Below are 26,649 nucleotides of genomic sequence, written 5' to 3'. Positions count from 1 at the left end.
ATAAACATAAAGCCTGCTAGGCTCTGGCGTCTTGCAGTATCAAGACTAGACGTTGCACTCCATGCCCGCGCGTAAGTAGGTTCCGTCCCACAGTGAATTCGGGCGTCCAATTCTGCGCGATATGGCGGGATGGTGTTCCTGAAGGGGGCTATGAGTCCTGGCGGAAGTGGCACAGTGCATAGAAGACGAAGAAGTTGACCTCATGCTGGCTGTGCAGTTCGAGGATATTTCCGGTGCCGTTCTTCAAGAGGGATGCGGGGAAGGTCAGTACCACAGTTTGGCGGCCATCTTTTCCGATAGGCTCCAGTAGGGGCAGTGGATGGTTGTTCACGATGACGCGAATGTTTACTTCCGGGCCGCCGTCGGGGGACCCTAGACTCAGAGTCACGTATGCGTTGTGCTGTTCCTTGTCGTCTATGATCAAGGTCTTCCTGCCGCCCGACTCGAAGGGTTGGGACTTCCATTTCCCCTCTTGCGATGCCGAACTCCCATGGCTGATCGCGACAAAATCTGCTAGTACAGTCACAGCAAATCCACCTCTCCCTAGGGGCCCGCCCAAAAATAGCGATTCCCTCAGGCGTATCAGAGGAGATGGATACCGACAAGGTCTCCATCAGAATTCTCTCAACGCACGAGGGAATCTACGCCTGCCGGGCCAACTCAGTGGCCCGGGGTAAATCAACAGCCCCAGCCGTGCAGCGGGCCGCTGATCTTCGGGGCTTGCTGCCACGGTATGCATTGCGATCATGCCCGGGGTTTAGGGATGCCGAGGTTGACAGTCGGTCGCTGGATTCGACGGTGGGTGTCGTCGCGTTTGGTGCGGAGGAGTTGAAGGGTGAGGTCGAGCCCTTCGATCTCACCGGCCCACCCCTCGGATTTGGCGCGGGTTCTGCGGGTGATGAGGTCGGCTTCCAGGTCGTCGAGTCGGTTGATCATCTTCGGGCTGACCTGGAGCATGGGACACCGGATGCAGGCGTGTTCATGCTGGCAGGGGGTGCCATAGGGGCGTCCGCACGCGCCGAGTTCGACCTTGCGCTTGTCGAAGTGCTCTTCGAACTCGTCCCACTCGTCGTTGGTGACGTCGCGGTATTCGTCGTCGGAGCGGAGCTGGCGACGTTCGTTGAGGTGGGTGAGGTAGTGGCGGACGACGTCTTCATCGAAGACGGCGACGTAGCCACGCGTTGTCTGGATGTTGAGGTGGCCGAGCAGGGCGGCGCCGATGTGGATGGGAAGTCCGCTGTTGACGAGCTCGGTGGTGAAGATTCTTCGAAAGTCGTGCGGGGTGAACTTGACTGAGCGGAACGCAGGATGGCGTTCAGCGAGGTCCCTGCCGCGTCGTTCGAGCATGCTCAGGACGGTTACGGGGCTGATCACGCTGCGGGTGGAGCCGATCTTGCGCTGGAACAGGAACGGCATCGGAGGGCTCCAGACCTTGTCGTGCGGGTCGAAGCGGCGCAGGAGTGGGACGGGGTTTCCGTCGCGGGTGTGCCGTCGGATGACGGAGGCGATGACGTGGAACAGCTCGGCGGACATCGGGATGACGCGCTCACGATCTGTTTTGGACGGGCTGACGACCAGGAGGGCGATCATCTCGCCGCTGTTGCGCTGGTAGTGACGGATGCTGAGGTGACTGACCTCGCACATCTCCTCGATGCGGACGCCCGAGTGGCGCAAGGTCTCGACCGCGGCCCAGTCCCAGAAGGCTGTCTCCTCCTCTGCTTCGATCATGATCAGCTTCCCGGCGTCGTCCCGGACACGGACGGGCGTGCGGTGGCCGCCGCGGGCGAGCGTGAGATCCTCCTCGGTCAGGACGCGGCGGTAGGTGCGGCCGACGTGGGTGAAGGGCGCGTCGCCGGCTGATGCTGATGCCTGTTCCAGAAGAGTGCGGGTGTGGTCGTAGCGCTCCTCGACGTGTTGGACGAGAAGTGGCAGGAGCGGCTGGCGCTGTCGGGTTCGGTCGGCGGACCGCTCGTTGACCCGGCGGCGGCGCTTTGCCAGTCCGCGCAGTTCGCTGGGCGAGACAGGACACGGGGCGACCCAGGGGGCCCAGCGTTCGGGTTCGTCGGCGGCCCAGGTGTGCAGGTCGTAGTAGAAGCTGCGGACGGCGATGACGATGGCGTCGACGCCGATGCGGGGCTTGCCGTCCTTGCGGATGCCGATCTTCTTGCGCCAGGCGCTGTAGAGGTCAGCCGGGATGCTCAGATCGGCTTGCTCGGGGTTGATCTCTTCGATGCCGGCCCAGAAGTCGTGGGCGAGGTGTCGGACGATATTGACCAGGGAGGCGTAGTCGGTGTCGGCCTTGCGGCGGTGGAAGTAGTCGAGCAGGAGCCGGCGGACGCTCTGGTTGCGGATGGTGTGACGGTCGACGAGTTCCTCGAGGGTGAGCTGGCCGCGGTGCAGGGCCTGACGCATGGTGGCGGGTGTGCTGGGCGAGAAGTGCCCCATTGCGTGGAGGACGTTCCAGGAAGCGCGACCGGCGAACACGTTGGCGTCCTTCTTGCCCGGCCGCAGGGAGGCTTTGGCTTTCCGCGATTCGTGGGCGTGGTGGAGGAGGGCCGCAGGGGTGAGATCGGCGAAGCCGATGCCCTGGACCGCGAGCAGGGAGCACACGTCGAAGAGCGCTTCACGTTTGTGCGGCCAGGAGATGTCATGGGCGGTGACGTGTTCGGCGTACTTCTCCAGCAGCGGGTCCTTCTGGGCAGCGATGAACTGGTCGGCGAACCCGTTGAAGTTGTGCTTCTTCATCACCAGCAGCGTGGGCTGGACGATCCGCAGGCAGAACAGCGTCTTGATGCCGATGCTGTAGTTCTGCCCGTACCGGTTGGTGCCTAGATCGGCGGCGTTGATATCGCCCAGGCCCAGTGGGCTGGCATCCCAGCGGCGCTGCCAGGTGCTGCCCTCGAACCGGTCAAGGTAGGCCAGGACACGCCGGGTTGAAGCCCGGTGCTGATCGGCGGTCTGCGCGGCAGCTGCTGTACAGACGTCGTGCGCGAGTTCGCCGATGCGCTGTGACGAGGCGGTGGACAGGTCACCGAAGGGACGGGGCCGTGTGGTCGGGGAGGCTGGGCGGGCCTCGATTTGGCCTGCGACGAAGCGGCCAGCGAAGCCGGGCTCGTCGCTGACCTGGACGTGGCGGCGGCTGACTCCGGTGGTGGGGCGCGTCAGGTCAGCCACCGAAGACCGCCTCGATGTCCGCAGTGGCGTAGCTCGCGGGGTAGTGCCGTGGCGGCCGGGGCGCGGAGTAGTGCTCGGTGAGCTTGTCGAAGAGCTCCTCTATGTGGACGGCCAGATAGCGGCTGGTGGTGTGGATGTCAGAGTGCCTCATGATCGTCTGGACCTCGGGGAGTGTGAGTTTCCCGCTGTTGGCCATGCGGTAAGCGGCGGTGTGCCGCAGATCGTGAAGGGACCAGTTCGTGCCCAGCAGCGTGTTCGCTCGCTGCATGACACGGCGCATCGCCCAGTAGGTCAGCGGACGCTCGGGTCCGCGGATCGTCCGCCAGACCGGTGCACCCTCGGCGGGAGTGCCCGCCGCGTCGAGATAAAGGGCCAGGCGGAACAGCCCCTGCGGGGAGACCGGCACCGCTTCCCTGGCCCGCGTGCCTTTGGTGATCACGTAGATGCGCTGGCCGGACCAGTCGATATCACCGACCTCGATGCCGAGGAGTTCCTCGGCACGGGCGCCGCTGGAGACGTAGATCTCCAGCAGTGCCCGGTCCCGGTCGCAGTTCATCGCGGCGAACAGTTCGTCCCACAGTCGGTCGGGAATGGAGCGCGGCGGCCGGTCGGGCACTCGCTGCCGCAACCGGGCCCGTCCGACCAACGGCGTGGGCTCCAGCGGACTACGGTGTCCCAGTGCCCGGCGCCGCTGTGACGAGTGCGGCACTGGGTTCACGACCGGACCTTGCCCCTGATGGGCGTGGAACTCGTAGAACCCGCTGATCACCGTCAGGGCGTGGTTGATGGTCCTCGGCGCGTACCCGGCCCCCAGAGACGCCTTGCCCGTGCGGAGATTCACCGCTCCGGCCACCTGCGCGTCGGCCCTGTGCCGTTGGCGCTGTGGGTTGGCCGCCGAGCGAAGCCAACCCGTCAGCACGGCGACCTCGGACTCCGTCGCGCGGTCCCACTCGGTGCCCAGCAGCCAAAGCAGGCGGAACCACCGCAGCATCCCGTAGCCGTAGCTCCGGCAGGTCAGCGGGCTGGAATCCCCAAGCGCCAGGTCCCGCAGAAATGCTGTGACCGGCTCGACCTCGGCTCCCACCGGGTCGAGCACTGCGTACGGCGGATGCGCCCGGTTCACCTCGACGACTCGTCCGAGGCGGGGAATGACCCGCTGCCCCTCCATCAACTCATCGCGTACATCCATCACTTGCTCCTTGATTGTGGCATGTAACGCCGTGACCAACGAGGCGAGGACGGTGCAGTTAACAGAGCAGTCCTTGGCCGCGAGCCAGCGGGCGAAGCCGGCCCGCTTGGCGGCGGGACGGTTGGACAGGTCATGGACTACCTGGTGGGAGCACGAGTGCTCGACAGTCCACTGAGTACGGACCCCCGGGGAACTCCGTTTGCTGGGCGTTACGTTCGAGGTCGGGCTGCTGGTCTGGGGCTTCAAATCGAGTGCCTTTCGTAGGCGGTTGGGGTGGTGCCCTGCGTCGTTGCGGAGGGTCGTGCATCAGATGCACGATTCATGCGGCGGGCGGAGGCGGTCTGGAGTGCTCGGCGGTGGTCTCTGGGACGCTTCCGCCTTCTGCGTCGTCTCAGCGTGTCCTGCGGATGGCATCTGTGGCCGCCTTGGCGATGGCGACGGGAGCGCTGGAGGGCCGGGGCAGGTGCAGCAAGGTGGCCCCCGGCAAGTGGCGGGACTCTGCGGTGAGGGTGAGCTGGAGCACGGCGCAGCCAGCGGTCGTGAGCTGCTTGACACGGGTGACGGCTTGAGCGGTTTCGTCGCTGCCGTACCGGGCGTCGGTGACGATCACGAGGAGGCGGCCGGCGCCGTGACGGCTGAGTTCGAGGCCGTGGTCGAGTGCGTCGATGGCGTCGCCGAGGTTGTGGTGGCCGCCGTTGGTTGCGAACGTCGTCACGCGCTCTGGCGCTCGGTGGGTGGGCCGGATCAATGCGGTCAGGTGCCTGTCATAGGCGATGGTGGCGGTAAGGGAGTCGGGGTCGGTCAGGGCCGCTGCGCGCGCCACGATCCAGGCAGCGGACGCGACGGGCGCGCAGGCGGCACGCATGGAGCCGGAGACGTCGACGGCGATACCCACACGCAGCGGTGGGGTGGGGGAGTTGCGGCGGCGGGTGTGGGTGAACGGTTCCGCGGTGGGGACCGACCCGGCCGCGCGTTGAGCGTCGCGGGCGAGGGCCGCGCGCATGTTGAGGCGGCCGGGCGGGGTGGGGCTGGTGGTCCGCTCCTCGGTCCGCTCGCGGTAGGCGGCGGCACGCAGGGCGCGGCTCAGGCGCGCGGCGGCACTCTGCTCGGCGGCGGTGGGCCTGCGGGTGCCGGTGACCGGGTTGTCGCGGGGCGACGGTTTGCCGTCGGGGGTGACGGTGGTGCCACGGGCGTTGAAGACCGACTTGGCGGTGGCGGCGGCTTTGCGTCGCTGGCCGGCCCGCTGGGCGCGGTCCCGAGCCTGCGCTTTGGACTGCGCGGCCACGGCGTTGGCCGCTGCATCCTGTGCCGCGAGGTCGGCGGCGTCGGTGGCGGCCGTGCTGCCCATGACGACCCCCACGGCGCCGGACAGCAGATCGGTGAGGTTCTCCGGCACGGGCAGGGCAGGGGCCGCGATGTCCAGAGCGTCGCACCATTCTTGACCGTGCGCGAGCATGGTCGTGGCGTCGTCGTCGGCGCACTGGTGGGCTGTGGTCCAGATGCGGGTGAGCGTGGCCAGCAGGTCTGCGCCCAGCACCTTTTCGCACAGATCGGCGACCGCCCGGGCCTCGCCGGCGTCCAGGATGCCGACGTCACGGCGGCCGAGGACCAGGGCCGCCACGCCAGCGGCGTGCTCGATGCCCTGGAGGGTGGGGTGGGCGATGTCGGGCATGACCAGGGTTCGGGCACTGGTGCGCAGGTACGTGCGGTCCGTGGGCCGCGTGATCAGGTGTGCGCCTTCGATACGGCTCTCCTCCAGCAGGAGCGCGGCCTCGACGACACGGGGGTTCGCTCCGGCAGGCTGTGTCCAGACGGAGTGGGCCGCGTGCGCGGCCTCGTGGACGAACACTCCCCAGGCGGCGGGATACCGCTCCTCGTCGCCCACGATCCGCGGATGGATCTCGTGGGGCTGGAGCGGGGCGAACAGGCCGGCGTCGAACTCGACCTCGCCCAGAGTGGGGAAGAACGCGGCCGGTGCGCCGCTGCGCGTGCCGGGGCGGCAGGTGACGAGGAGGTCCTGGCGGCCGGAGAGGGCGACCAGCCGATCGCCGAGTTCGGCTCCCACGCGCAGCCACGCGGCCGGGGAGGAACGGGATTGCGCGGGCGGGGCGCCGTCGTCGTCCCAGCGCGCGAGGTCGGCGTCGTCGTCCCGCGTGGTGGCGCGGGACTGGACGTGGTGGTGGGCGCTCATCGCGAGAGGCCCCGGTGCGCGGAGCCGGTGCTGCCCGGGGGCTGCCGGACGGCCGAGGCGGAGAGCTGTTTGCCGAGGGTGAGGGGCGCGATCTTCTTGACGCCGACAGCCTTGATGACGGCGTCGGCGACGGCGTCGCGATCCTCCACAGGAGCGATGCCGACGAGGTTCGCGAGCGCGGCCTTGGTGCCGAGGACGGCCTCGGTCTTCTGGTAGCTCAGCAGTTCCCGCAGTTGGGGGGCCCAGCCCAACTCGCCGAGTTCGACCTGGCGGGCGAGGTTCCGGGCGACCCGGACCACCCGGGCATCGATCCTCAGCGCCAGGGCGAGGTCGTAGTCCGTGCCGATCTGGATCTGCACGCTGAACCGGGACGACAGCGCCTCCGACAACACCGCCCCGTGGACGCCGGGATTGTGGCCCGCCACCACGTAGAAGCCCGGCTCGGCCTTGATGGTCTCGCCCTTGTGGGCCTTGACCTGGATCTGCCTGCGCCCGTCCATCGCGGGATACAGCGCCGCCAACACCTTCGGTGAGATCAAGGTGGCATCGTCGATCAGCAGGGCACGGCCCTCGGTCATCGCGGTGACCAGCGGACCGTACTGGAAGACGTAGCCTCCCGCGTCGGCCTGCGTGTACTCGCCGATCAAGTCGCCGACCGTGGTGTCGCCGTCACCGGCGACGGTGAGCAGGTCCGGGAACGCCGCCTCGACCAGACTCGTCTTGCCGGTGCCCGGAGGGCCGTAGAGCAGCACCGGCACCTCGGCGTCGCGCAAGCGATTCAACGCCTCGACGTCAGGCAGATCGGCCAGCTCCCGGGGGTGGTAGACCTGGCCCCCCGCGCGGCGGATCGGGCCGGTCTGCCTGGGCGTGGCTGCCGCGGGAATGGTCGTGCGGGCCGTGCACGCCTGGGCGCGGGGAGAGCGGGTGCCCGGTGGGCTGATCACAGCAGTCTGCGCGGCTGCGGCGGATTTCGCGTTCGCGCGGAACTCCGGTTGCCCGGTTCCGCCTTGGTCGGCCTCGCCGCGTCGCACCAGGGTGAGGGCGGCGTTGCGGACGGCGCCGTGGGAGTGGCCCAACTGCCTGGCCATGTCCCCGATGGTGAGCGTGTCCGCCGGCCGGTCGGCCAGCAGTCGGGCCACCTTGGCCCGTAGTTCGCCGCCCTTGGTGCGCGCCGGACTGGTAGGCGTTCCGGGGGTGGTCAAAACGAGGCCCCTTCAACAGGTGCGGGTGTGGGCGGGGTTGGCGATGAGCTGGAGAGGCTGGCCGCTCTCGAAGCGACCACGGACTGTGCCGACATCGGCGACCGGGCCAACCGGGGCGCACCGTCGACGCTCACCGGCCGACCGAGGGCTCGGCGCAGGTGCAGGGGATGGCCGGAGACGAGCAGCTCGCTGGCCGCCGAGCAGGCCCGTGCGTCCGCTCCGTACCGGGTTCCGCCGCTCGGCAGACGCAGCCTGGCGTCTCTTCGAAGCCGTCCTGGAGCAGGATCCGCCGGGCGGCGGCGTTGTAGCCGGTGGTGGTGATCTCGCCGGTGATGGTGTGCCGGATCGTCATGAACGGCTCTGCTGGTGCTTCGGGCACGGCGGATCTCCTATCGGTGGTGGCGGGAAAGCGGTGGGGTGTTGGGCGAAGGCGAGGCAGGCTCGGAGCTTCCAGCACATCAACGGTGCGTGGCTGGACCACGAACGATGGGCAATGACTGCCGACATGCTCCAGGGCGGGCCTCACCGCCCCGCAGCTACCTGACTCGCCTGTCCGCACGTTCTGATAGCCGGGTGTACCAACGACAGCCGTAGGCGATCTCCTCAAGTGTGTTTGCTGGACGTTGAGTTGGGGTGGTGATATGTAGCTCGGGGTGAGGCGGCGGCGTTGCCCGCGCCGGGGGATCGGGCGGGGACGGTGTGGGAGCGCGCGGCGAGCAGGACGGCAAGCGCGAAGGCGGCGCCGACCGCGGGGAGCGCGGCGCTGTCGAGGGGGTGCTCGGCGAGGCGTCCGGCGAGCGCGGTGCCGGCGGACTGTCCGGCGCCGATCGACAGGATCAGCCACGCGTACGCCTCGCTGGTGCGGCCTGCGGGGGCGAGGGCGTCGGTGGCCTGGTAGGCGCAGGCGACCACGACCGTGAGGAACGCGCCGGGCACGACGACCGCGGTCGTGGCCGTGTACGGGCCCAGCAGGGCAAGGAGCGGCAACCACCCGGCCAGGAACGCGCCGCCTGCGATGACCAGGCGCCCGGTGGCGGTGCCGGCCTGGGCACGGCGCCCGTAGAGGAGGCCGCCGAGGAAGCTGCCGGTGGAGAACGCGGCTGGGATGATCCCGGACAGCATGTCCTGCCCGTGCTGCTTAGCCATGGCGATGGCCCACACGTTCATGGCGCCGATCGCGAACCCGACCCCGGTCAGCGAGACGAACAGCAGCACCAGGCCGGGGCTGGTCAGCCGCCGCTGCGGTCCGGGGCCCCTGCTTGCGGACTGTGCGGGGCGCCAGTGCCGGGAGGGCGGCGTGAGGGCGACGGCGACGGTACCGGCCAGGCCGAGGACGGCGCTGGCGGCGAGCGCGAGTGACGGGCTGTGCGCGGAGGCGAGCGCGGCGACGAGCAGCGGGCCGACGATGTACAGCAGGCCCTGAGTGCCCGTGTCGAGGGCGAGCGCGGCGTGCCGCAGCCGGGGGTCGGGCAGCACGCTCGGCCACAGGGCCCGTAGCCCAGCCTCCAATGATGGCGCGCTCAGGCCGGCGGCGACCACGATCGCCGTGGCGAGGGCCGGCCCACCGTGCGGGCCCGCCAGGGGCAGGGCCACCAGGAGTGCGGAGTTGAGCAGCGCGGCGGGGAGGTGCACGGCCGTCTGCCCGTGGCGGTCCATCAGGCGCCCCTTGACCGGCTGCGCCACAGAAGAGGCCAGCCCGTACAGGGCGCTGAGCAGCCCGCCGAAGGCGATGCTGCCTCCGGTCGCGGTGACCCACAAGAGGATGGCCACCGGGACCATGCCGTTGGGGAGGCGGCCGGTGAGGGTGCCGCCGAGCAGGCGGACGACGTACGGGCTGCCCAGCACCGCGCCATAGGTGATGCGCGGTGCCGGGGCCGGAGGGGCGGTCAGGGACAACGGGTGCTTTCTCTTAGAGAGCGGTGCCTAGAAGTGCACTGAAAATCTTGTCTTGGGTCTCGGCTGGATCGGGATGGGACATCCCCGGCTGGCCTATGTGGTGGCAGGGGTGAGTGTCCAGGTGCCGCTGGTGCGGGTGAGTCCGAGGTTGATGAGTCGGCGGAGGTTGAGGGCGGCGGCGCGGTTGTGGAGCCAGGTGTCGTTCTTGAGGACGCCTCGGTAGGGGACCCGGCGGTTGCCGCGGGCGACGAGCCAGGCGATGGCGCGTTCGACCGGTGGTCTCCAGCGGCGGTACTCGTCCTGCCATTCCTTGCTGGTGGCGGCCTGGTGTCGGGCGGCTTTGAGGGTGTCGTATTGGGGGTGGACGCTGAAGACGCGTCCGGTCTTGGACGTGGTGCAGCGCTCGCGCAGGGGGCAGTCGCGGCAGAGTTTCTTGAACTGGGCCTGGCGGTTGCCGCCTTTGAGGGGGCGGCCGAGGGTGACGGTGTTGCCCGCCGGGCAGGTGACGGTGCCGGCGGAGGTGTCGACCTGGAAGTCGTCGCCGGTGAAGCCGCCGGGGATGGTCTGCCGCAGCGGTGGGGGCTTGATGACCAGGGTGTGGCTGTCCGCCTGGAGGTTCTCGCGTAACTCGCCGGTGCCGTAGGCGGCGTCGCCCAGCACCGTCAGGTCCTGGTCCTCGTCGGCGAGGAGGTCCTCGGCGACGGCGGCTTCGTGGTTGTCGGCGCCGCTTCCGGCGGTGAGGGTGACCTCGGTGAACAGTCCGGCCTCGGGCTCGAAGGCGGCGTGCGCGCGGAAGCCTTCCTGGTGGCGGCTTCGGTTCTTGTGGATGTGCCGGGAGGTGGGGTCGACGGTGGAGACCACGCGGTCGTGGGCGGTTCCCTTGGTGATCTGCCAGCGGCCGTCCCGGCCGTCGGAGCCCTCGACGGGTTCCACGTCCTGCCCGGCGATCAGGGCCAGCAGGGCGAGGGCTTGGGCCGCGCGCTCGCCGAGTTCCTGCTCGGGGAGCCGGCCGAGCAGGTTCAGGGCGTCGCTGACCAGGGCGTCGACGAGGTCGGCCCGCGCGGCCTCGTCGTTCCATGCGATGCGGGGCTTGCCGGGGTCGGTGTAGTCGTGGGCGGTGCACCACCGCGAGACGACCTCGCCTGCGCCGGGGACCTCGCGGATCACTTGCCGGATCGCGGCGACGAGCTGGGTGACGGTGTCCTGGGTGGCCACCGCGTCGTCCAGCACGGTGGAGTCCAGCGCCCGGCGGTGCTTGCCCTTGAGGACACCGGTCGCGGCCACGACCTCCTTGACCTTGGTGAAGATCCGGTTCGGATCCGCCGAGCGTTGCAGGCGACGACGGAAATAGGTCAGCAAGGAGGGGTCGAAGGCGGTGTCGTGCAGTCCAAGACCGCAGGCCGCCTTCCACCGCAGGTCGCACCGCAACTCCTGGACGGCATCGAAGTCCGAGACCCCGTACAGGCTTTGCAGTACCACTGCGGCGGACAGCACCTGCGGCGGCATACTCGGCCGGCCGTTGGCCGAGGGGTACATGTCCGCGAACATCGACCTGGGGAACAGCGTCTCGCGGTGCTCGGCCAAGAACGCGAACACGCTCCCGGCCGGGATCAGCTCCCGGCAGGTCTCCCACACATCCGCCCCGACCGGCTCCCCGGCCCAGTCCCCCTGCATGAAAACGATTCTGGCCCCATCCCACCCAGGACGGGTCCAGAACCCAACATTTTCAGTGCACTTCTAGACGAGTCATTCCGAATGCTGACGGTGTGTCCGGGAACGCAGACAGGGCGTCCAAGATCGTTGTGTGACGAACAACCTAGACGCCCTGCTGACCGCACTTTACGTGAAGATCGACGACGAGATCGGAGGCACCCGGTGGCTGGGCAGACCGCCGCAGCTGACGGATTCCGAGCTTGTTTGCCTCGCCGTCGCACAGGCGCTGCTGGGCTTCACCTCGGAGTCGCGGTGGCTGCGGTTTGTGGACTCCCGTCTGGGGGCGATGTTCCCGTACGTGCCCAAGCAGCCGGGTTGGAACAAGCGGCTGAGGGCCGCGTTGCCGCTGGTCAAGAAGGCGATACGGCTGCTGGCAGTGGACACGGACTTCTGGTTCGACCCGCACTGGATCGTCGACTCCACGCCGGTGGAGTGCGGTCGCTCGCGTCCGACGGTGAAGCGGTCGGACATGGCCGGCTGGGCCGGTTACGGGTACTGCGCCAGCCACAGCCGGTTCTTCTGGGGCCTGCGCCTGTTCCTGGTCTGCACCCCGACCGGGATGCCGATCCTGTGGGCCCTGGCGAACCCGAAGATCGACGAGCGGGAGGTACTTACCGCGATGCTCGACCGTGAACCGGAGACGGTTACGGACCGTCCGGGATTGCTGGTGATCTCGGACAAGGGTTTCGCCTCCAAGGAGTTCGAAGCCGATCTGGCCTTGCGGGGCGCGGAGTTGTTGCGGCCGTCGTTCAAGCGCGAGAAGAAGCGCAGGGGCGAGAGCCTCCTCAAGTCGGTGAGACAGCTCATCGAGTCGGTCAACGACACCCTCAAAGGCCAGCTCGACCTGGAACAACACGGCGGGCGGACCTTCGAGGGCGTCGCTGTTCGCGTCGCCCAGCGCATCCTCGCGATGGCCGCAGCGATCTGGCACAACCACCAGACCCGCCAGCCGATCACACGGTCACTGATCGCTTACGACCACTGATCATTCGGAATGACTCGTCTAGGACCACCGACATGACCAACCCGCCCGATGCGGAACTCATCCTCTCAACCAGCCACACCCACGGCCTCGTCGCCATCGCAACCGGCGAGAGCTTCCTCCAAGCCCGCGACGTGCTGCGGGAGGCCGGGTTCAGCCGTCTGCCCGACGGCGCCTTCGCCTCACCTCTGAGTGACGCGCAGGCAGCTCGCGACACCGCCAGCGCCCTGGTGCACGGCGCTCACGAACGCGGCGTGAGCATCACCACCAGCAGCCGTCCCTACCTCGGCGACACCGGCCAGGAGATCGCCGCCCGGCTGCCCGGCACTTGGAGCGCGAAGCTGGAGATCTACCCCCGCCAGCACTGGCAGGAGGACCTCGTCGGCGCCCTGTGGGACAGCGGAGACCTCCTTCAGGCCATGCTCCACGACCGCGTCCCGTGCGCGGTCATGCTGAACAACCACGCCGGCACCGAGCTGCTGCTGATCGAACGCCCCGGGCACGCCAGCGGCTATCTCGTGGGCGCCTTCGCCACCGAGGAGTACGACGACAACTGGGACGAGCCGAACGCGCCGCGCAGCCTCGCGCTGCCCGCCGCACCGGACCTCGCCGCACGCGCCGTCGCCCACACCTTCCTGCCCAACTACCGCAGGGCCCTGCACCACCGCCGGATCGACACCGTCATGACCGCGTTGAACCGGATCCGCCCGGAGCACGAAACTCTGCAGGCGATCAAGGAATCCGGGCGGAACAGCGACGGTGTGCCGCTCGCCAACTCGCGGCTGCAGCCGGAGATGGAGCGCGTGTTCGCCGACCACGCCTGGCTCTCCTTCCGCGACGTCCTCCAGCACACGCCGACTCTGCTCACCCGGTGCCGACCCGCCGCGAGTCCCTGGCCGCAGGACGCTGCCGCCCTGACCCGGCTGCGCGAGGCACTCGCCAGCAGTCAGGACACCTGGGCTCAGTTCAACAACCTGCGCGCGGAGCTCTACTCCACCCCCGCGGTCCTGCCGGCCCGCGAGTGGAGCCAGATCCGCAGCGAGCTCGGCGCCGCCGTGCTGCCGGCGATCGAAACATGGCTTGCCGACAGCGAGGCGTTCGAGCGCCAAGCCCGCGCCGCCGTTCCCGGCGGGCCCATGGCCCTGTCCGCGCCCAGCCCGCGTCTGCTCACCTCCCGCCCGGCCCAGCCCGCCACCACCAAGCTGGCGAACGCGCATCTCTGACGTCGTAGAAGAAAAGGATTCCCCCCTGTCTGATCATTTCCGCTTCGGTACCCACCCCGACCTGGGCTTCGTCGCCGCCGCCTCACGTGAGTTGCCCCCACATCTGGCCGACTGGTATCTCACCCGCGAGCAGTTCGAACCCGTCCCCACCCATCCCGGGCTGTATCGGCTCAGCGAACCCGAGCGCGACGGCCCCCGCCGCACGCGTCAAGCCGTAACTGATCTGCGCCGTCAAGGATATGCCGTGCAGGCTGACATGGTCCTCGAACCCGTTGCCCCGGCCAGGCCACCACGCCCGGTCCTGCCGGACGGGCTTGGGGAGCGTCGCACCCGGCTGGTGCAGGCCGCCACCGGCCGAACCACGCAGCGCAGTGTGCCACCCACGACCTCGGCGCCTTCGGCCCGGCCGATCCCGCCGAAGCCCACCTACGCACCGACTGTCCACTTGACGGCCTCGGGCTCCGGACGGTCCCGGTGAAGCCCACCACCGGGCCGGCCCCCGGCAGTCCCCCGCCCGCGGTAGCCGACGCCGCGCACCGAGCGCGTGACTTCCGCCTACGGATGTCCGTCATCGACACCGAGGCCGAGACCGCGCTCGACCTGACACGCGACCGCTCCGGGCGCACCGTTCACCCGAGCGCCGCGGTAGCCGCCCGCGCCCACCGCGACCAGGCAGCGGTCGAGGCGTACACCACCTACCTCGCCCCGTACGCAGACGTACTGCTTGACGCCGCGCACCGGGCGCTCGACGAGCTGCCGCCCGCCTCGCACACCGCTGGGTGGCAAGCCGTGTTGGACAGTCTCGCCGCCTCCGCCTCCGAGGTCCGCCGCGCCCTCGACCTCCCCGCCGCCCCCGGGTCGGCAGCCGAACGCGCGCAGCACAAGGCGCTGTGGCCGCACCTCAGCGCCTGGGCGGACCACAGCCTCATCGCCACCAACCTCGCCGATCAGCACCAGCAACCCCAGCCCCCGCTGGCCGGCGAGGAACAGCAGCGGTGGACCGAGCGGGCCCAGGCCGCGCGCCGTCGCGGCGAACTGGATCTGATCGAGTCGTGGTACGCCGCGGACGGCCAGCCGATCACCCTCGCCTACCTGGTCGAGGACGAGGACACCACGGTGATCGCCCTACGGGGCGACCCGGACGCACCCGGCTTTCAGGTCATCGGGCACTACGCCCACGAATACGAAGCCGGGCAGGCACTGCCCGCCGCAGTTCCGCCCGGCGTACTGCGCGCGGACGTCTCCCGGTTCAACCGCCCCGAGCCCGCCCCCGAGGTGTCGCCGCAGGACCTCATCCGGGAGGTCGTCGAAGCCCAGGCCGCCGGCGACGTCTCCAACGCACTACTCACCGTCACCCAGCGCGGCTACAACGCGGGCCCCATGATCCGCCTGAAGGAACTCGTCGACACCGCAGGCCAGTTCGCCACCGCACTGGAGACGGTGCAGGGCCGGCAGGTCGCCGCCCGCCTCGCCGCACTCGGCCGGCAGCTCGATTTCCTCGCCCACGAAGTGCACGAGGCGGCCGAAGACCTCGGCGCAACCGTCGCCGTGCTGCCGCCGCACCGCGTCCCCCGCCCACGGGCCCGCCCGCGCCCCGCCGTGGACACCACACCGCCCACACCGCCACCCCGCACCACCGCTCCCGCCCGCCACCACTAGACGAGTCATTCCGAATGATCAGTGGTCGTAAGCGATCAGTGACCGTGTGATCGGCTGGCGGGTCTGGTGGTTGTGCCAGATCGCTGCGGCCATCGCGAGGATGCGCTGGGCGACGCGAACAGCGACGCCCTCGAAGGTCCGCCCGCCGTGTTGTTCCAGGTCGAGCTGGCCTTTGAGGGTGTCGTTGACCGACTCGATGAGCTGTCTCACCGACTTGAGGAGGCTCTCGCCCCTGCGCTTCTTCTCGCGCTTGAACGACGGCCGCAACAACTCCGCGCCCCGCAAGGCCAGATCGGCTTCGAACTCCTTGGAGGCGAAACCCTTGTCCGAGATCACCAGCAATCCCGGACGGTCCGTAACCGTCTCCGGTTCACGGTCGAGCATCGCGGTAAGTACCTCCCGCTCGTCGATCTTCGGGTTCGCCAGGGCCCACAGGATCGGCATCCCGGTCGGGGTGCAGACCAGGAACAGGCGCAGGCCCCAGAAGAACCGGCTGTGGCTGGCGCAGTACCCGTAACCGGCCCAGCCGGCCATGTCCGACCGCTTCACCGTCGGACGCGAGCGACCGCACTCCACCGGCGTGGAGTCGACGATCCAGTGCGGGTCGAACCAGAAGTCCGTGTCCACTGCCAGCAGCCGTATCGCCTTCTTGACCAGCGGCAACGCGGCCCTCAGCCGCTTGTTCCAACCCGGCTGCTTGGGCACGTACGGGAACATCGCCCCCAGACGGGAGTCCACAAACCGCAGCCACCGCGACTCCGAGGTGAAGCCCAGCAGCGCCTGTGCGACGGCGAGGCAAACAAGCTCGGAATCCGTCAGCTGCGGCGGTCTGCCCAGCCACCGGGTGCCTCCGATCTCGTCGTCGATCTTCACGTAAAGTGCGGTCAGCAGGGCGTCTAGGTTGTTCGTCACACAACGATCTTGGACGCCCTGTCTGCGTTCCCGGACACACCGTCAGCATTCGGAATGACTCGTCTAGAGGTCAGCGGTGCGCGCGAGGCAGCGGTCCTGCGGCAGGCTCCGGCGGTCGGGTGTCGAGGCGGACCTCGGCTGGTGGGTGCGCAGGGCGTCGCGCAGGCTGCGGCCGTACTGCCAGGCGTGCTCGCGGGCCGCCGCCTCCAGCTGGTCGTATCCGGGCTGGGCCGTGAGCTGGCCGGTGTGCTTGCGGTATCTGTACACAGCGGCAGGCAACAAGATCCCGGGGGCCAGATTCGAGATGCCGACGGCCGTGCAATAGTCCTCGCCCTGGACGAGGCCGCCCATCGGGGCGGCGCGGACGAGGTCGGTGCGCGCGAGGATGGTGGTGGGCCCGATCGGGATGGTGTCCGCCGGGGACTTCCAGTACGTCCACACGTCGCCGGCCTTGTGCCGGCCGGGCGGGGTGGGGCATCGCCACAGTCGGGTGGACCCGTCGGGATGGAGGTCTTCACTCCATCCGGCACACCAGCCCACCCCGGCCGCTTCCAGGGCGTTCAGCCGCATGGACATGGCATCGTCGGTGAATTCGTCATCGTCGTCCGCCCAGTTCGTATAGGGGGTACGGACCTGGGCCAGGGCGAGGTTACGGGCGCAGGCGGCACCGACTGGGCGGGGCAGGGCCAGGGTGCGGACGCGCGGGTCCTGCGCGAGCGCGGCGGGCAGCCGGTCGGGTGAGATCCCGTCGAGCGCGATCAGGGCCTCCCATGGCACGGACTGCCGGGTGAGGCTGGCGTGCATGGCGGCTAGGTAGCCGAGCCGGTCCTCGCGCAGGCGGCTGGCGATGACGACGGTGATCAGAGGCGTGGCGTGCGGGGACAGGGAAGACTCCGGGGAATGAGGAGGGACTGGCAGCGTGTGGCGGGGTGCCGGGGTTCGCCGCCGGTCAGTGCGATGCGCGGCGCGCGGGGGGCTGGACCGGGCGCGGGGGCGGCTGGGGCGGTCGGACTGGCGGTCTGCGCTCCGTGGGCGGAGGCGGCGTTGTGCTTGGCTACCGCGAACGTGGGGCTGAATCGCAGCTCGGCCAGTCGCCGCGCTACCTGTTGGGTGCGCTGGATGGCGTCTTCGCTGCTGACCGTCGCGGGCAGGTAGCACTGGCCGGACGCGGGATCGAGGCGGAAGTCGTCCCTGCCGAGGCTGATGTCGACGGGCAGGTGCGGTCCGGCGCCCGCCCTGCTCTGGACCATCATCGACGCGACGCGGAAGTCGAACAGCTGACGGCGGTGGACCGCCGCGCTGGCGCGGGCCGGATCCGCGGGAACCGTGATGCCCCGCGGGGCGGTGACGCCGACGGTATGGCGGTGACCGGTTCCGGCGGGAAACAGCGGGGCCACGACGAACTGGTTCCGCCGGGTGGGGTGTTCGGTGACGTACAGCTGGGCCCCGCCGACCGAGGTGAGGACCGAGCGGTGAGCCGGTGCGGGACGGAACGCGATGTATGCGAGGGGGCCGGAGTCCCAGATACGGTCGCTGGCCGGATCCTCGGCCAGCGGGGTGGGGTGGGCGTCGGCTCGCCACCGGCCGGGCAGCCGGGCGCCGAGGGCCTGCACGAATCCGGTGAGGTCAAGGTGGGGCAAGGGCACCTCCGTGGGCTACGCGCGCTCCGACCATCCGGAGGCAACCGGCGGGCCGGAGGCGTCGGTGCGGGCGCAGGTGTAGCCGATGAGCCGGGACGGGGCGGCCTTTGCGGGGACGGTGGCCGCGTCGTTGCACACGAACGTGTACTGGATGGAGCGGCGCGGTACGCCGTGGAGCCAGGCCCGGTCGTCCTTGCCGGGGTTGAGCTGCAGACCGGAGTGGGCGACGGCGTCGGTCTGGGTGTGCGTGTGGGAGAAGAGGATCAGGGCGCCGCCGTCGGTGGTCTTGAGCGCGTGGGCATCCTTGTAGCGGTTGGTGCCACCGGCGAACACGGTGGTGCCCTGGTCCCCGAACCGGGTGCCGGTCTTGTCGTGGACCATGATCTGCTGCTTGCTCGCCGTGGTCGGCTCGAAGACCTTCGTCCCGGTATTCGTGCCGCCGGTGGCGAAGTTGTCGAGGACCGCGGTGCGCAGAAGGTCGGCGCCGACTGCCAGCTGCTTGTTGTCATTGGCGGCGACGGCCGTCGCGTAGCCGTCCTGGTCCAGGGCGACGTTCGGCAGCTGCTTGCTGTCGAGGTCGACGACGGAGACCATCTCCCAGCGCTGGTGCTGGGGACGTTCGGCGAAGACGGCCAGGCGGGAGGGCTTGTCCTGCCGGTTGGAGAGCGCGGCGGCGAACCAGCGGTCCTGTCCGGGCGCCAGGCGCGGGATGTACAGCTTGGCGCGCGCGGTGTCGTAGGACCACGGCTTGTACGGCTTGCGGTCGGCCTTGGGCAGGCCCTCGGTCTCGGTGTAGTCCGAGAGGGACATCGCCTTCAGCGGGCCGTCCTCGGCGGTGTCGAGCAGGGCGCGGTCGCGTGTGGCGTTGGCCCTGTTGTTGATCTTCGAATAGTTGGTGATGACGTCTCGGGCCTGGGCGGCGCTGAGGGCGGGCGTCGGCTTCGGAGCGGTGGTGGCGCTGGCGTTGGGAGCCTTCTCGTTGCCGGGGTTGGCGCTGTTGTTGGCGCAGCCGGTCAGGGCCAGGGCGAGACAGGCGGCGGAGACGATCAGCGGCAGAGTGCGACGGGCGATGCGGATAGGGGGCTCCAGAATTCTTCGGGGCGGGGGCGGGATCAGTGACTGCGGGGGGAGGCGGCCGAGGGTGCGGCGGGCCGTTGGGCAACGGGTGCGGCAGATGGAGCCTGCGGGCTGTGGGCGGTGCGCGGCGGGGTGAGTCGCATTGCGTCGGTGAGCAGTTGGCGGCCCGCCTTGTTGAGGTGCCGACGGGCACTGTCGAGCCGGTCATCCAGCTCAGAGCCCGTGGACCGTTGGGTACCGACGCGATCCGATGAGGGCGAAAGGCGGGCCGCTTGGCGCAGGCCCCCGGCGTGGGCGACGGCTTCACCGAGATCGGCCAGGGCACGGCCGAGAGTGCCCACGGTGTGCGTCAGCGCGGTGACCCTGCACTGGGTGGCCCCGGCCTGTTGCCCGGGGTGGCCCTTCGCCTCACGATCGGCGTACGCGGCGGCGGTCGCGACGTGGGTGAACAGACCGGCGATCTCGCGGACGCTCTCGTCCAGTGCGTCGAGATTGTCACTGGCCGACTGTGTGGCGGCGGTGTGCGGCAGTTCGTTGGCCGCGTGATGGATGCGCTCGGCCAGATTGTGCAGCTGGCTCATGGCGTCGAAGTCGGGAAGCAGAAGAACTCCGTGGGACACGAGCGGGCGAGGATCAACGGTGGTGCGCGCGGACGGTCCCCGCCGCTGCCGGCGGAAGGCCAGGGCTGGTGGTGGGGGCGGAATGGCGAAGGTTTACACCGATGCCCTCGGCCGTGAGCTGTTGGGCCACGGCCTGGACCAGCAGTGCGCGACCGCTCTCGCCGTATGAGGCGGGGAGGAGGAATGCGGCCTGGTGCGGGGTGTACTGAAAGCCGTGGGCGTACAGCGTCGCGCGGGCATCAGGCGGCACGCTCTTGTAGGGGGCGCCCAAGGCCCCGTCGGCGTATAGCGTCAAGGTGAGGACCTGGGAGACCTGCGGAGGGCCGAGCCGGTGCGGGGGCTCGGGCTGGTCCGCCGCGTTGCGGAGAACCTTGTGCAGGGCGTGCTGGTAGCGGGGGAGTACCCGGCGGGCGACGTGGGCAGCGGCGCGTGCGGGGTCGTTGGGGACAACGATGCCGTTGGGCTCATCAACACCGGCGAAGTGGTGAGGCTTGATGCCATCCCCGTCCGGTTCGAGCGGCGCAACCACGAACTGGTGGCGATACCGCGGCCGGTCGGACACATAGAGCTGCTGGTTCTCGGGACCGTGGAGGAGGGCGTCGTGGGAGAGCACGTAATTGCTGACGATGTAGCCGACGTGGCCGACGTCCCAGAGCCGGTTGGTTGTGGGGAACTGGTCCTCGTACTCGGCGTGGGCCTGGTGCGTGATCGTCCAGGCTCCGGGCAGGCGCTCGGCCAGGCCGGTGGCGAAGGCGGACAGGTCGGCGTTTCGGGTGGGCATGGGCTCCTGGGGTGACGGGGGCGGGGGTGGCGGCATCAGCGTGTGTGCCGTGGACGAGCGGGAGGAAGCGCCGGCAGGGGCAGAGGCGGTGCGTGGGCCGGGAGCGCTGCTGGCCGGTGTGCCTGCGGGGGTGTAGTGAGGGATCGCATCCGGTCCTCGGCCACGTGAAGATCTTCTCCGAGGGCGCGGATCTCGGCAGCGGCGTGAGCCAGGTCGTCCGACAGATCGAAGCCGTCGTCCTGCTCGGCTTCCTTGGCCTTCTCACCCGCTGCTTCGAAGAACTCTCCGAGCCGCCCCAGAAGGCCCTGGGTCGGATCCAGGACCTGGTGCAGTAGCGCGGCTGCCTCGGCATGCGACTCGGCTCCGTTGAGGCGGTCGGTGAGAGCCAGGACGGCGTCGCCGTAGACGTAGGCGGCGGGGCCGTTTCTGTCGGTGGCCTCGTGCCGGGCCTGGTGGGCGCGGGGGCGCGGGGCTGTGGACGTGAGTGGGCTTCCGGTCGGCGTGGGAAGCAGCCCGAGTTGGGCGAGCCGCTGGTCGATGGCCTCGATCAAGTGCGAGGCGCTGCCGCCATTGCGGAATTCGGGCCTCCCAAGGGCGCCGGGGTCCGTGGAGGGGGTTGAGTCGTAGATCAGCTCGAACAGCGCATGATCGTCTCCGTGTTGGCGGGTGACGATCCAGCCCTCCGGATCCCCCGGCGAACGGTTGGACGCTGGCTCCTGCGGCGGGGCAATGATCAGGTAGCTGTCGTCGGGGAGCGCGACGTGCACCAGGAACGCGCTCAGCCCGACCTCGATGTCGCACTTCAGCCCGCGCTGCCGCAGGGGCATGGTGATGTGTGTGTGGCGGCGCCACAGCTCCTGCCACCACCCGGTGTTCACGTCGCGGTGCTCGGGGAGGGGCGCCAATAGCGAGGTGTCGACAGGTACGAGGTGCTCGCTGTCGGGGAGGGCGCTGGGAGTGTCCTTGCCGTCAGTGTCCACGGCCGCTCCTGCATGGAGCAGTGCCGCGAGGGAACGGCGGTACTGGACGGTGTTGCTGCGCAGGGTGGACGGGGAAGGTGTAGTCGAAGTCGTACTCGTCGTATGTGTTGATCAGTCCGTGTTCCAGCTGGGTCTCGCGATCAGCGACCTGGTCCATGAGGTCGTCGTTCTCGGTTTGGCACTGCTGGTATTCGGCCCAGTCGGCGTCGCTGAAATGGGCGGGGTGGTTCAGGGGACTCCTTGGGGGGTGATGCTGACGTGGATGGTTCGGGGTGACTAGCACCTCAACCGGGGCGATCTCCGGCCGACTGGTGGTAGACCTCGCACCGCTTTGAGGTGACGACGGATCCGGTCGGCCCGGTGACGGAGCGGCCCGGGTCCGCAGGCTGACAGCGCAGAAGGGTAAGGAGCGAGGCGGCGGGCCTAGGCCACGTCGAAGGCGAGGTCGTCGAGGGTCCCCTGCCGGTACTGGAAGACGACTTCTTCGAGTTGGGAGAGCCGCTCGCAGGACGGGTTCTCACGGAAGGCGTCGGTGCGGTCGAGGGCGTACTGCTGCTTCTCGGCCTCTGCGCTGATGACGCGGACGGTGTTCCGGGAAGACAGGCGGGCCCACTGGGTCATGTCGGTGGGCGTTGCGTCCTTCATCCACATCCAGATGCCATTGCCGAGCTTGAGGACACTCCCGGGGTGGTAGAGCCCGCCGGTCTTGTGGTGGCGACGCGGGCTGCGGCGCTCGCCGAAGTCGCGCATCATGGCCTGCGTGGCCTTGTAGATGGCCGCGTCGTACAGTTCCTTGTTTTCGCGCAGGCGCCCGGACAGCGCTGCTTGGAAATCTGCCGTGTGGATACGTCCGATGTCGGTGGTGACCTGTTCGGCGGCTTCGAGGGCGATCCTCCGCAGAGCCGGGTTGAAGGCGTGCCTCACGGAAGATCGCGCTCCTTCCACACCGACGCCATCTCGGCCAGGGCGGTCGCCGCGTGCTCGATTACCTCGCGGGTCACGGCGCGTCCGGGCGGAGCGAACTCAGGGTCGTACAGAGCGAAGGTACGGCTGCCTCGGATCTGGGCGAGCGAGGGCAGGACTTCGCACAGCAGTTGCGTGGCGACCCTGCGCTGCCGCAGGTCCTCTTCCATCCGCGCTTTCCGCTCTGCCCAGGCACCCTGCAAGGTCAGCTCCCCTTCGACCACGCGGTCGGCGAGCCGGGGGTCCTCGGCACGAAGCCGAGCAAGCTGAGATTCCGCAGAGTCGGTCTGCGCCTTCTTCTCCCGAGCGGTGTTGTACGCACCGTCCAGGCCCATAGCGCCACTGATCACCGCGTCAACGAGATTGGGCGCGTATTGCCAGACGATGCTCGCTCGTCCGATCACGGCTCGGGCGACCCCAAGCTGCTCCCCGAGGTCCCGCACCGTTTGTCCCTTCTCGGGACGAGAGCCTTGTCCCGGGTCGGGACACGGCTCCTGTCCCTTCTCGGGACAGACCTCATACCCCAAGACTGAACGGGCCTTCACGGTAATCATCGCGGACTGACCTTTGGTGAAGCTGCGGCGTATGAGGTTGACGGACAGGCTGTAGGTATCGGGGGCATCACCGTCGTATGTGACGAAGGCCGGGTCGATGTCGAGGCGCTCGCACGCCGCGAGCCGGCCGCGGCCGTCGAGAATGCGTCCTGTGTGGTCTAGGACGATGGGCTGCATGAGCCCGTTTTCCTGGATGTCGTGAGCGAGGGCAGTGAGGTCATCCTCGTCGAGCTGAGGGATGAGGGAGTTGGTCGGGTGGGATTCGATAGCGATCTCCTCGCTGGAAAGAGAAAGGTGGTGTGACTGGCGGTTCTGGTGGGGTGAGAGTTTCCTCAATGCATCCGGGCATCGGTGTCGAATAGCGACAACTCGTGTGTGTGGAGCAGGTGTTGGACGATAAAAGATCGTCCTGCGACCTTCCACAGGCCCCGACCGCGGTTGAGGTGCGCGATGGCGTCCATCTCGACGGAGGTCAGGCCGAGCAGGGAGGCGGCGGTGTGGAGCTGGTCGGTTTCTTGCCGGTAGATGATGCGGGTGCTGCAGTCGGCGAGGAGGCCCTCGGCGAGGGCACGCCCTCGTGATCCGGCGTCGCCTGCGGTGAGCAGGTCGCTGAGTCGGTGGATCACCATGAGGTTGGCGATGCCCAGGCCGCGGCTCAGTTTCCATTGCGCCTGCATGCGTTGCAGGAGGCCGGCGTGGCGCATCAGGCGCCATGCCTCGTCGTAGACGATCCAGCGCCGCCCGCCGCGCGGGTCGGTGAGGGCGGACTCCATCCAGGCGGAGGCGCAGGTCATCGCCAGGACCAACGCGGTGTCGTCGCCGGAGCCGCCGAGCCGGGACAGGTCGATGGTGAGCATCGGCGCATTGGGATCGAAGGTCACGGTGGAGGGGGCGTCGAACATGCCGGCCAGGTCGCCGTGGATCAGCCGGCGCATGGCGTGGGCCAGGTCGCGGGCTGAATCGCCGAGCCGTCCCGACATCATCCCGGCGGCCTCGTCGAGGGTGGCGGGGTTGTTGAGGGTGGTGGCGATGTCACCGAGCAGTGCGGTGCGGCCGGTGGCGGCGGCGCGGGTGACGACGCTGTCGAGGGCGATGTCCAGCGCGGTGTGTTCCATGGGCAGCAGGTCCCGGCCGAGGACGGTTCGGGCGAGGGAGCCCAGCAGGAGGAGGCGCCGCTTGCGGATCTCGCCGACCCAGTCGGCCTCGGAGACGCTCTGCGGCCTCGGTGCCGCGTCCAGCGGGTTGAGCCTGCCGGGGAGTCCGGGGCCGAGGGCAACAGAGGTGCCGCCCAGGGCGTTGGCCACCGCTGTCCACTCGCCCTTGGGGTCGCACGGCACGTAGACGCGGTAGCCGAAGGCGACCGAGCGCAGCGCGAAGCTCTTGGCCAGCGCGCTCTTGCCCTGGCCGATGACCCCGGCCAGCAGGATGTTGGGGTTGGTGAAGCCTTCGATCTTTCCGTACAGGGCGAACGGATCGAAGACGAAACTGGCTTCGGCGTGGACGTCGCGGCCGATGTAGATGCCTTCGGCGCCGAGGCCGCCTTCGGCGAGGAAGGGGTACGCGCCGGCGGCCACGGCGGTCGTCATGCGGTGCGCGGGCAGCTTCAGCCGGTTCTTGCGGGCCGAGGCCGGTCCGGGCCGTCCGCCCAGGGGATAGAGCGGGGCCGGTGTGTCGTGCTCGGCGGGGGCGCTGCCTGAGCGGCGGGGGCCCGCTTCGGCGCGGGCCTTGGCGGTGGCTTCGGCCAGCTGGCTGCGGGCTGCTTTGCGGCTGGCCCGGTCGCCCCCGTGGGGAGTGAACAGGGGAGACGCGGAGGCGCGGCGGGCGGGCCGGTGGCTCATCGGAGGCCCTCGATTCTACGGACGGTGCTCATCGCGCGCAGAGCGTGGTGTGCGCGCGGAGATCGGTGGGGGTGGTCTTGCGCCGGATGATGTGGCCGGCGGCGAGGTGGCGCTGGCAGATGGTCAGCACGGGCGGTCCCGCCGGCAGCCGTTCCGGATGACACTCGCTCGCCTCGGCGCTTTCTGTCGATGTGTTGCTGGGCAGCAGGTGGAAGGCCGAGTGGATCTCGGTGGTGGCCTGCCAGAGCCGGGTGTGTGCGCTGCTGAGGTGTCGGCCTGCCGCGGGGTGCGGTGGCCGGGTGGTCTCGGCGAGCTGATCGAGGAGCTGGTGCAGGGCGGTGAGGTGAGCATGGAGCACGTCGAGGTGCACGCGATCCGCCGGCGCTGTGCGGGCGGTGGTTGCCTGGGCGCGGGTGTGGTGGCGGACTCCGGCGCTCGCGGCCCGGAGGTAGGGGTGCCCGTCGTCCGGACGCGGGTGAGAGGTCAAAGGTGGTGATCCTTCCTGCCGGGAGGCAGGGACGGCGGCGGTGGTTCCGGCCCGGTCACAGGGCGGTCCGGGCGAGCGGCAGTGCGGCGAGGGTGAAGGCGTCGGGCTGCTGGTAGTTGAGCCGTCGCAGGTCGACGCCGGAGGTGACGGCGTGGGTTTCGATCTGGGCGCAGGCGGCGTCGAGGAGGGCGTCGGTCTCGGCGGTGACGGTGACCAGGCCGGTCAAGGCGACGTCGGCGTGCCCGGCGATGAGCTGTCGCTCTCGCGTCTTGACGTCGGCGTATTCGACGGAGTCTTCCTCGCTGTCGACCTGCCCGCGCCGTACGCGCTCGTTCGCGTCGGCGATGATGGCGGACTTCTTTCGCTGGACGTCTCGCAGCGCGGACTCCAGTGCCTGCGGTGCGTAAATGAGGGACAGACTGCGCCGCACGCCGGCCGTGAACATGATTCCGTGGAGGAACCCCGCCCCCATTTCGGTGCGCGGCCAGTTCTCCACCCAGTACGTGGCGTGGTGGGCGGAGTCGGTGGTGAGCCGGTCGTACTCCTCGAACTGGACGACGGGGCCGGCGGCTGCGGGGTCCGCCTCGGCGCGGCCGTTCTCGGACCACTGCTGGAGGGCGGCGAGGGCCTTCGGGTCGTAGGCGGTGCGGATGACCGCGGCGATCTCCCGCGAGCTGAGCCATCCCGTCACCATCAGTCCCGCGCCGCGGGCGGCTTGGGAGATGGAGGCGGTTGTCTGTTCCATGACGGTGAAGGCGCCCGGCAGCCCGCCGCCAGCCTGCGAGATCAGGCGCTTGGCGGCCTTGAGGTCGAGGGAGATGGCGAGGTAGGTCTCGTGCGGTGCGGCGGCGGGGCCGGCCGAGGTGACGAGTTCGGAGTAGATCTGTCCGGCGACGGGGGTCTGGGGTTGGCCGTTCTGGGTCCAGTGGCGGGTGAGGGTGTCTCCGCTGTCCGGGACGGTGCGCTCCAGGACCTGAACGGTGGCGATGTGCCCGGTGCGGGCGATGCCGGCCAAGGCGCGTCCCCAGCTGTGGACGTTGTGGTTTTGCGTGGCGGGGTCGAGCAGGGCGAAGGCGCGGCTGGTGACACGGGCGATGGTGGTCAGGGTCTGGTGATGCGGGTCGTGTACGGCGGCGGCGCCGTTGGCGGAGTCGCCGGGGGTGACGACTTTGAGGGAGGCGGCGGTGCCGGGCAGGTGCAGGATGCCGTCCTGGCGGGGCCGGGTGACGGGCCGGGCGAGCCAGAGCGTCTGGCCGGTGCGCCGACGCTCGGCGTATCGGGCCACGATCGGCGCCCAGTCGATCAGCGAGCGGCCATGCCGTCGGATCGCGACGAGCGCGGCGACCGCCGCCCACAGTGGGGTCAGAGCGATGGCACCGAGCAGGCCGGTGGACACGACCGTCATCAGCAGCAGCGCCAACGCGCAGGATGCGAGAGTTAGTTGGGGGAGAGAGAGTCCGAGGAGGATGCCGCGGCGGGACCGGTGCGGGAATTTCACCGTGACCGGGGCTATTGAGAGGTCAGTCAAGAGGCAGGTCCTGGGGGCGCTGGTGGAGCCCGGGTGCGGG

Annotated in this window: 24 protein-coding genes; 4 read left to right on the top strand and 20 right to left on the bottom strand. The window is 69.4% G+C overall.

Annotated elements, in window-relative coordinates; genetic code table 11:
• Positions 1-148: 148 nt before the first annotated feature.
• The 8 genes from ABCR94_RS28460 to ABCR94_RS28420 all read right to left on the bottom strand — a co-directional run bounded on the left by ABCR94_RS28460 (position 149) and on the right by ABCR94_RS28420 (position 11,326).
• Positions 149-526 carry a hypothetical protein gene (locus ABCR94_RS28460; protein WP_347123071.1) on the bottom strand — a complete coding sequence of 126 codons (378 nt, stop codon included), beginning with the start codon at positions 524-526 and terminating at the stop codon, positions 149-151.
• A gap of 218 nt (positions 527-744) precedes the next feature.
• On the bottom strand, positions 745-3,174 hold the full coding sequence (locus ABCR94_RS28455; RefSeq protein WP_347123065.1) for a tyrosine-type recombinase/integrase: 2,430 nt from the start codon (positions 3,172-3,174) through the stop codon (positions 745-747).
• Positions 3,167-4,363 (bottom strand): tyrosine-type recombinase/integrase, encoded by a 1,197-nt coding sequence (locus ABCR94_RS28450; RefSeq protein WP_347123136.1) that lies wholly within the window; start codon positions 4,361-4,363, stop codon positions 3,167-3,169. Before ABCR94_RS28450 ends, ABCR94_RS28455 begins: the two co-directional genes overlap by 8 nt.
• Before the next feature lie 391 nt (positions 4,364-4,754).
• Positions 4,755-6,554, bottom strand: a complete 1,800-nt coding sequence (locus tag ABCR94_RS28440; RefSeq protein WP_347123050.1) for a hypothetical protein — start codon at positions 6,552-6,554, stop codon at positions 4,755-4,757.
• Positions 6,551-7,693, bottom strand: a complete 1,143-nt coding sequence (locus tag ABCR94_RS28435; RefSeq protein WP_347123135.1) for an AAA family ATPase — start codon at positions 7,691-7,693, stop codon at positions 6,551-6,553. The genes ABCR94_RS28440 and ABCR94_RS28435 overlap by 4 nt, the downstream gene beginning before the upstream one ends.
• A 193-nt stretch (positions 7,694-7,886) precedes the next feature.
• A complete protein-coding gene (locus ABCR94_RS28430) occupies positions 7,887-8,108 on the bottom strand; it encodes a hypothetical protein (protein WP_347123134.1) in 222 nt (73 codons plus the stop codon).
• A 251-nt stretch (positions 8,109-8,359) separates the two neighbouring features.
• Positions 8,360-9,652: an MFS transporter gene (locus ABCR94_RS28425; protein ID WP_347123049.1), complete on the bottom strand. Its 1,293-nt coding sequence runs from the start codon at positions 9,650-9,652 to the stop codon at positions 8,360-8,362.
• A gap of 93 nt (positions 9,653-9,745) precedes the next feature.
• A complete protein-coding gene (locus tag ABCR94_RS28420; RefSeq protein ID WP_347119510.1) occupies positions 9,746-11,326 on the bottom strand; it encodes an IS1182 family transposase in 1,581 nt (526 codons plus the stop codon).
• Between the two features lie 130 nt (positions 11,327-11,456).
• Here ABCR94_RS28420 and ABCR94_RS28415 point away from each other — a divergent pair, with 130 nt between their 5' ends.
• The 4 genes from ABCR94_RS28415 (at position 11,457) to ABCR94_RS28405 (ending at position 15,229) form a co-directional block, all read left to right on the top strand.
• A complete protein-coding gene (locus ABCR94_RS28415) occupies positions 11,457-12,350 on the top strand; it encodes an IS982 family transposase (RefSeq protein WP_347117916.1) in 894 nt (297 codons plus the stop codon).
• Between the two features lie 32 nt (positions 12,351-12,382).
• A complete protein-coding gene (locus ABCR94_RS28410; protein WP_347123048.1) occupies positions 12,383-13,570 on the top strand; it encodes a hypothetical protein in 1,188 nt (395 codons plus the stop codon).
• A gap of 25 nt (positions 13,571-13,595) precedes the next feature.
• Positions 13,596-14,048, top strand: a complete 453-nt coding sequence (locus ABCR94_RS39235; protein WP_521978018.1) for a hypothetical protein — start codon at positions 13,596-13,598, stop codon at positions 14,046-14,048.
• Positions 14,049-14,131: 83 nt separating this feature from the next.
• Positions 14,132-15,229, top strand: a complete 1,098-nt coding sequence (locus tag ABCR94_RS28405) for a hypothetical protein (protein WP_347123042.1) — start codon at positions 14,132-14,134, stop codon at positions 15,227-15,229.
• An 18-nt stretch (positions 15,230-15,247) separates the two neighbouring features.
• Here the strand turns inward: ABCR94_RS28405 and ABCR94_RS28400 are convergent, their stop codons facing one another.
• From ABCR94_RS28400 to ABCR94_RS28345, 12 genes are all read right to left on the bottom strand, one after another.
• Complete coding sequence (locus ABCR94_RS28400; protein WP_347117916.1) at positions 15,248-16,141, bottom strand: IS982 family transposase; 894 nt, start codon at positions 16,139-16,141, stop codon at positions 15,248-15,250.
• 63 nt (positions 16,142-16,204) lie between these two features.
• On the bottom strand, positions 16,205-17,005 hold the full coding sequence (locus ABCR94_RS28395) for a glycosyltransferase (protein WP_347123133.1): 801 nt from the start codon (positions 17,003-17,005) through the stop codon (positions 16,205-16,207).
• Entirely contained in the window at positions 17,002-17,781 is a 780-nt protein-coding gene (locus tag ABCR94_RS28390; protein WP_347123139.1) for a hypothetical protein, read from the bottom strand. Before ABCR94_RS28390 ends, ABCR94_RS28395 begins: the two co-directional genes overlap by 4 nt.
• A gap of 15 nt (positions 17,782-17,796) precedes the next feature.
• Positions 17,797-18,798 (bottom strand): DUF8094 domain-containing protein, encoded by a 1,002-nt coding sequence (locus tag ABCR94_RS28385; protein ID WP_521978016.1) that lies wholly within the window; start codon positions 18,796-18,798, stop codon positions 17,797-17,799.
• Between the two features lie 95 nt (positions 18,799-18,893).
• Positions 18,894-19,439 (bottom strand): hypothetical protein, encoded by a 546-nt coding sequence (locus ABCR94_RS28380; protein WP_347123032.1) that lies wholly within the window; start codon positions 19,437-19,439, stop codon positions 18,894-18,896.
• A gap of 52 nt (positions 19,440-19,491) precedes the next feature.
• The gene (locus ABCR94_RS28375; RefSeq protein WP_347123030.1) at positions 19,492-20,259 is read right to left on the bottom strand and encodes a hypothetical protein; all 768 of its coding nucleotides are present in this window, start codon (positions 20,257-20,259) and stop codon (positions 19,492-19,494) included.
• 35 nt (positions 20,260-20,294) lie between these two features.
• Positions 20,295-21,239, bottom strand: coding sequence for a hypothetical protein (locus ABCR94_RS28370; RefSeq protein WP_347123028.1), 945 nt, complete (start codon positions 21,237-21,239; stop codon positions 20,295-20,297).
• A 423-nt stretch (positions 21,240-21,662) separates the two neighbouring features.
• Entirely contained in the window at positions 21,663-22,163 is a 501-nt protein-coding gene (locus ABCR94_RS28365; protein ID WP_347123027.1) for a hypothetical protein, read from the bottom strand.
• Positions 22,160-23,092, bottom strand: a complete 933-nt coding sequence (locus tag ABCR94_RS28360) for a ParB N-terminal domain-containing protein (RefSeq protein ID WP_347123023.1) — start codon at positions 23,090-23,092, stop codon at positions 22,160-22,162. Before ABCR94_RS28360 ends, ABCR94_RS28365 begins: the two co-directional genes overlap by 4 nt.
• Entirely contained in the window at positions 23,089-24,594 is a 1,506-nt protein-coding gene (locus tag ABCR94_RS28355) for a VirB4 family type IV secretion system protein (RefSeq protein ID WP_347123021.1), read from the bottom strand. The genes ABCR94_RS28360 and ABCR94_RS28355 overlap by 4 nt, the downstream gene beginning before the upstream one ends.
• A 28-nt stretch (positions 24,595-24,622) precedes the next feature.
• Positions 24,623-25,081, bottom strand: a complete 459-nt coding sequence (locus tag ABCR94_RS28350) for a DUF6238 family protein (RefSeq protein ID WP_347123020.1) — start codon at positions 25,079-25,081, stop codon at positions 24,623-24,625.
• A 55-nt stretch (positions 25,082-25,136) separates the two neighbouring features.
• On the bottom strand, positions 25,137-26,609 hold the full coding sequence (locus tag ABCR94_RS28345; RefSeq protein WP_347123018.1) for an SCO6880 family protein: 1,473 nt from the start codon (positions 26,607-26,609) through the stop codon (positions 25,137-25,139).
• Positions 26,610-26,649 lie beyond the last annotated feature (40 nt).

Origin of the sequence: Streptomyces changchenzhani (genome assembly GCF_039766235.1) — a bacterium.
In the GTDB taxonomy this organism is placed as follows: Bacteria; Actinomycetota; Actinomycetes; order Streptomycetales; family Streptomycetaceae; genus Streptomyces.
Note: the sequence above shows the minus strand (reverse complement) of the source record. Positions and strands in the feature narration are given on the sequence as shown.

Excerpts from the sequence above, each read along its gene's own strand:
- ABCR94_RS28440 (WP_347123050.1), bottom strand. The coding sequence starts at position 6,554 with ATGAGCGCCCACCACCACGTCCAGTCCCGCGCCACCACGCGGGACGAC.
- ABCR94_RS28420 (WP_347119510.1), bottom strand. The coding sequence starts at position 11,326 with ATGCAGGGGGACTGGGCCGGGGAGCCGGTCGGGGCGGATGTGTGGGAG.
- ABCR94_RS28355 (WP_347123021.1), bottom strand. The coding sequence starts at position 24,594 with ATGAGCCACCGGCCCGCCCGCCGCGCCTCCGCGTCTCCCCTGTTCACT.
- ABCR94_RS28410 (WP_347123048.1), top strand. The coding sequence starts at position 12,383 with ATGACCAACCCGCCCGATGCGGAACTCATCCTCTCAACCAGCCACACC.
- ABCR94_RS28450 (WP_347123136.1), bottom strand. The coding sequence starts at position 4,363 with ATGGATGTACGCGATGAGTTGATGGAGGGGCAGCGGGTCATTCCCCGC.
- ABCR94_RS28380 (WP_347123032.1), bottom strand. The coding sequence starts at position 19,439 with ATGAGCCAGCTGCACAATCTGGCCGAGCGCATCCATCACGCGGCCAAC.
- ABCR94_RS28375 (WP_347123030.1), bottom strand. The coding sequence starts at position 20,259 with ATGCCCACCCGAAACGCCGACCTGTCCGCCTTCGCCACCGGCCTGGCC.
- ABCR94_RS28430 (WP_347123134.1), bottom strand. The coding sequence starts at position 8,108 with ATGACGATCCGGCACACCATCACCGGCGAGATCACCACCACCGGCTAC.
- ABCR94_RS28405 (WP_347123042.1), top strand. The coding sequence starts at position 14,132 with ATGTCCGTCATCGACACCGAGGCCGAGACCGCGCTCGACCTGACACGC.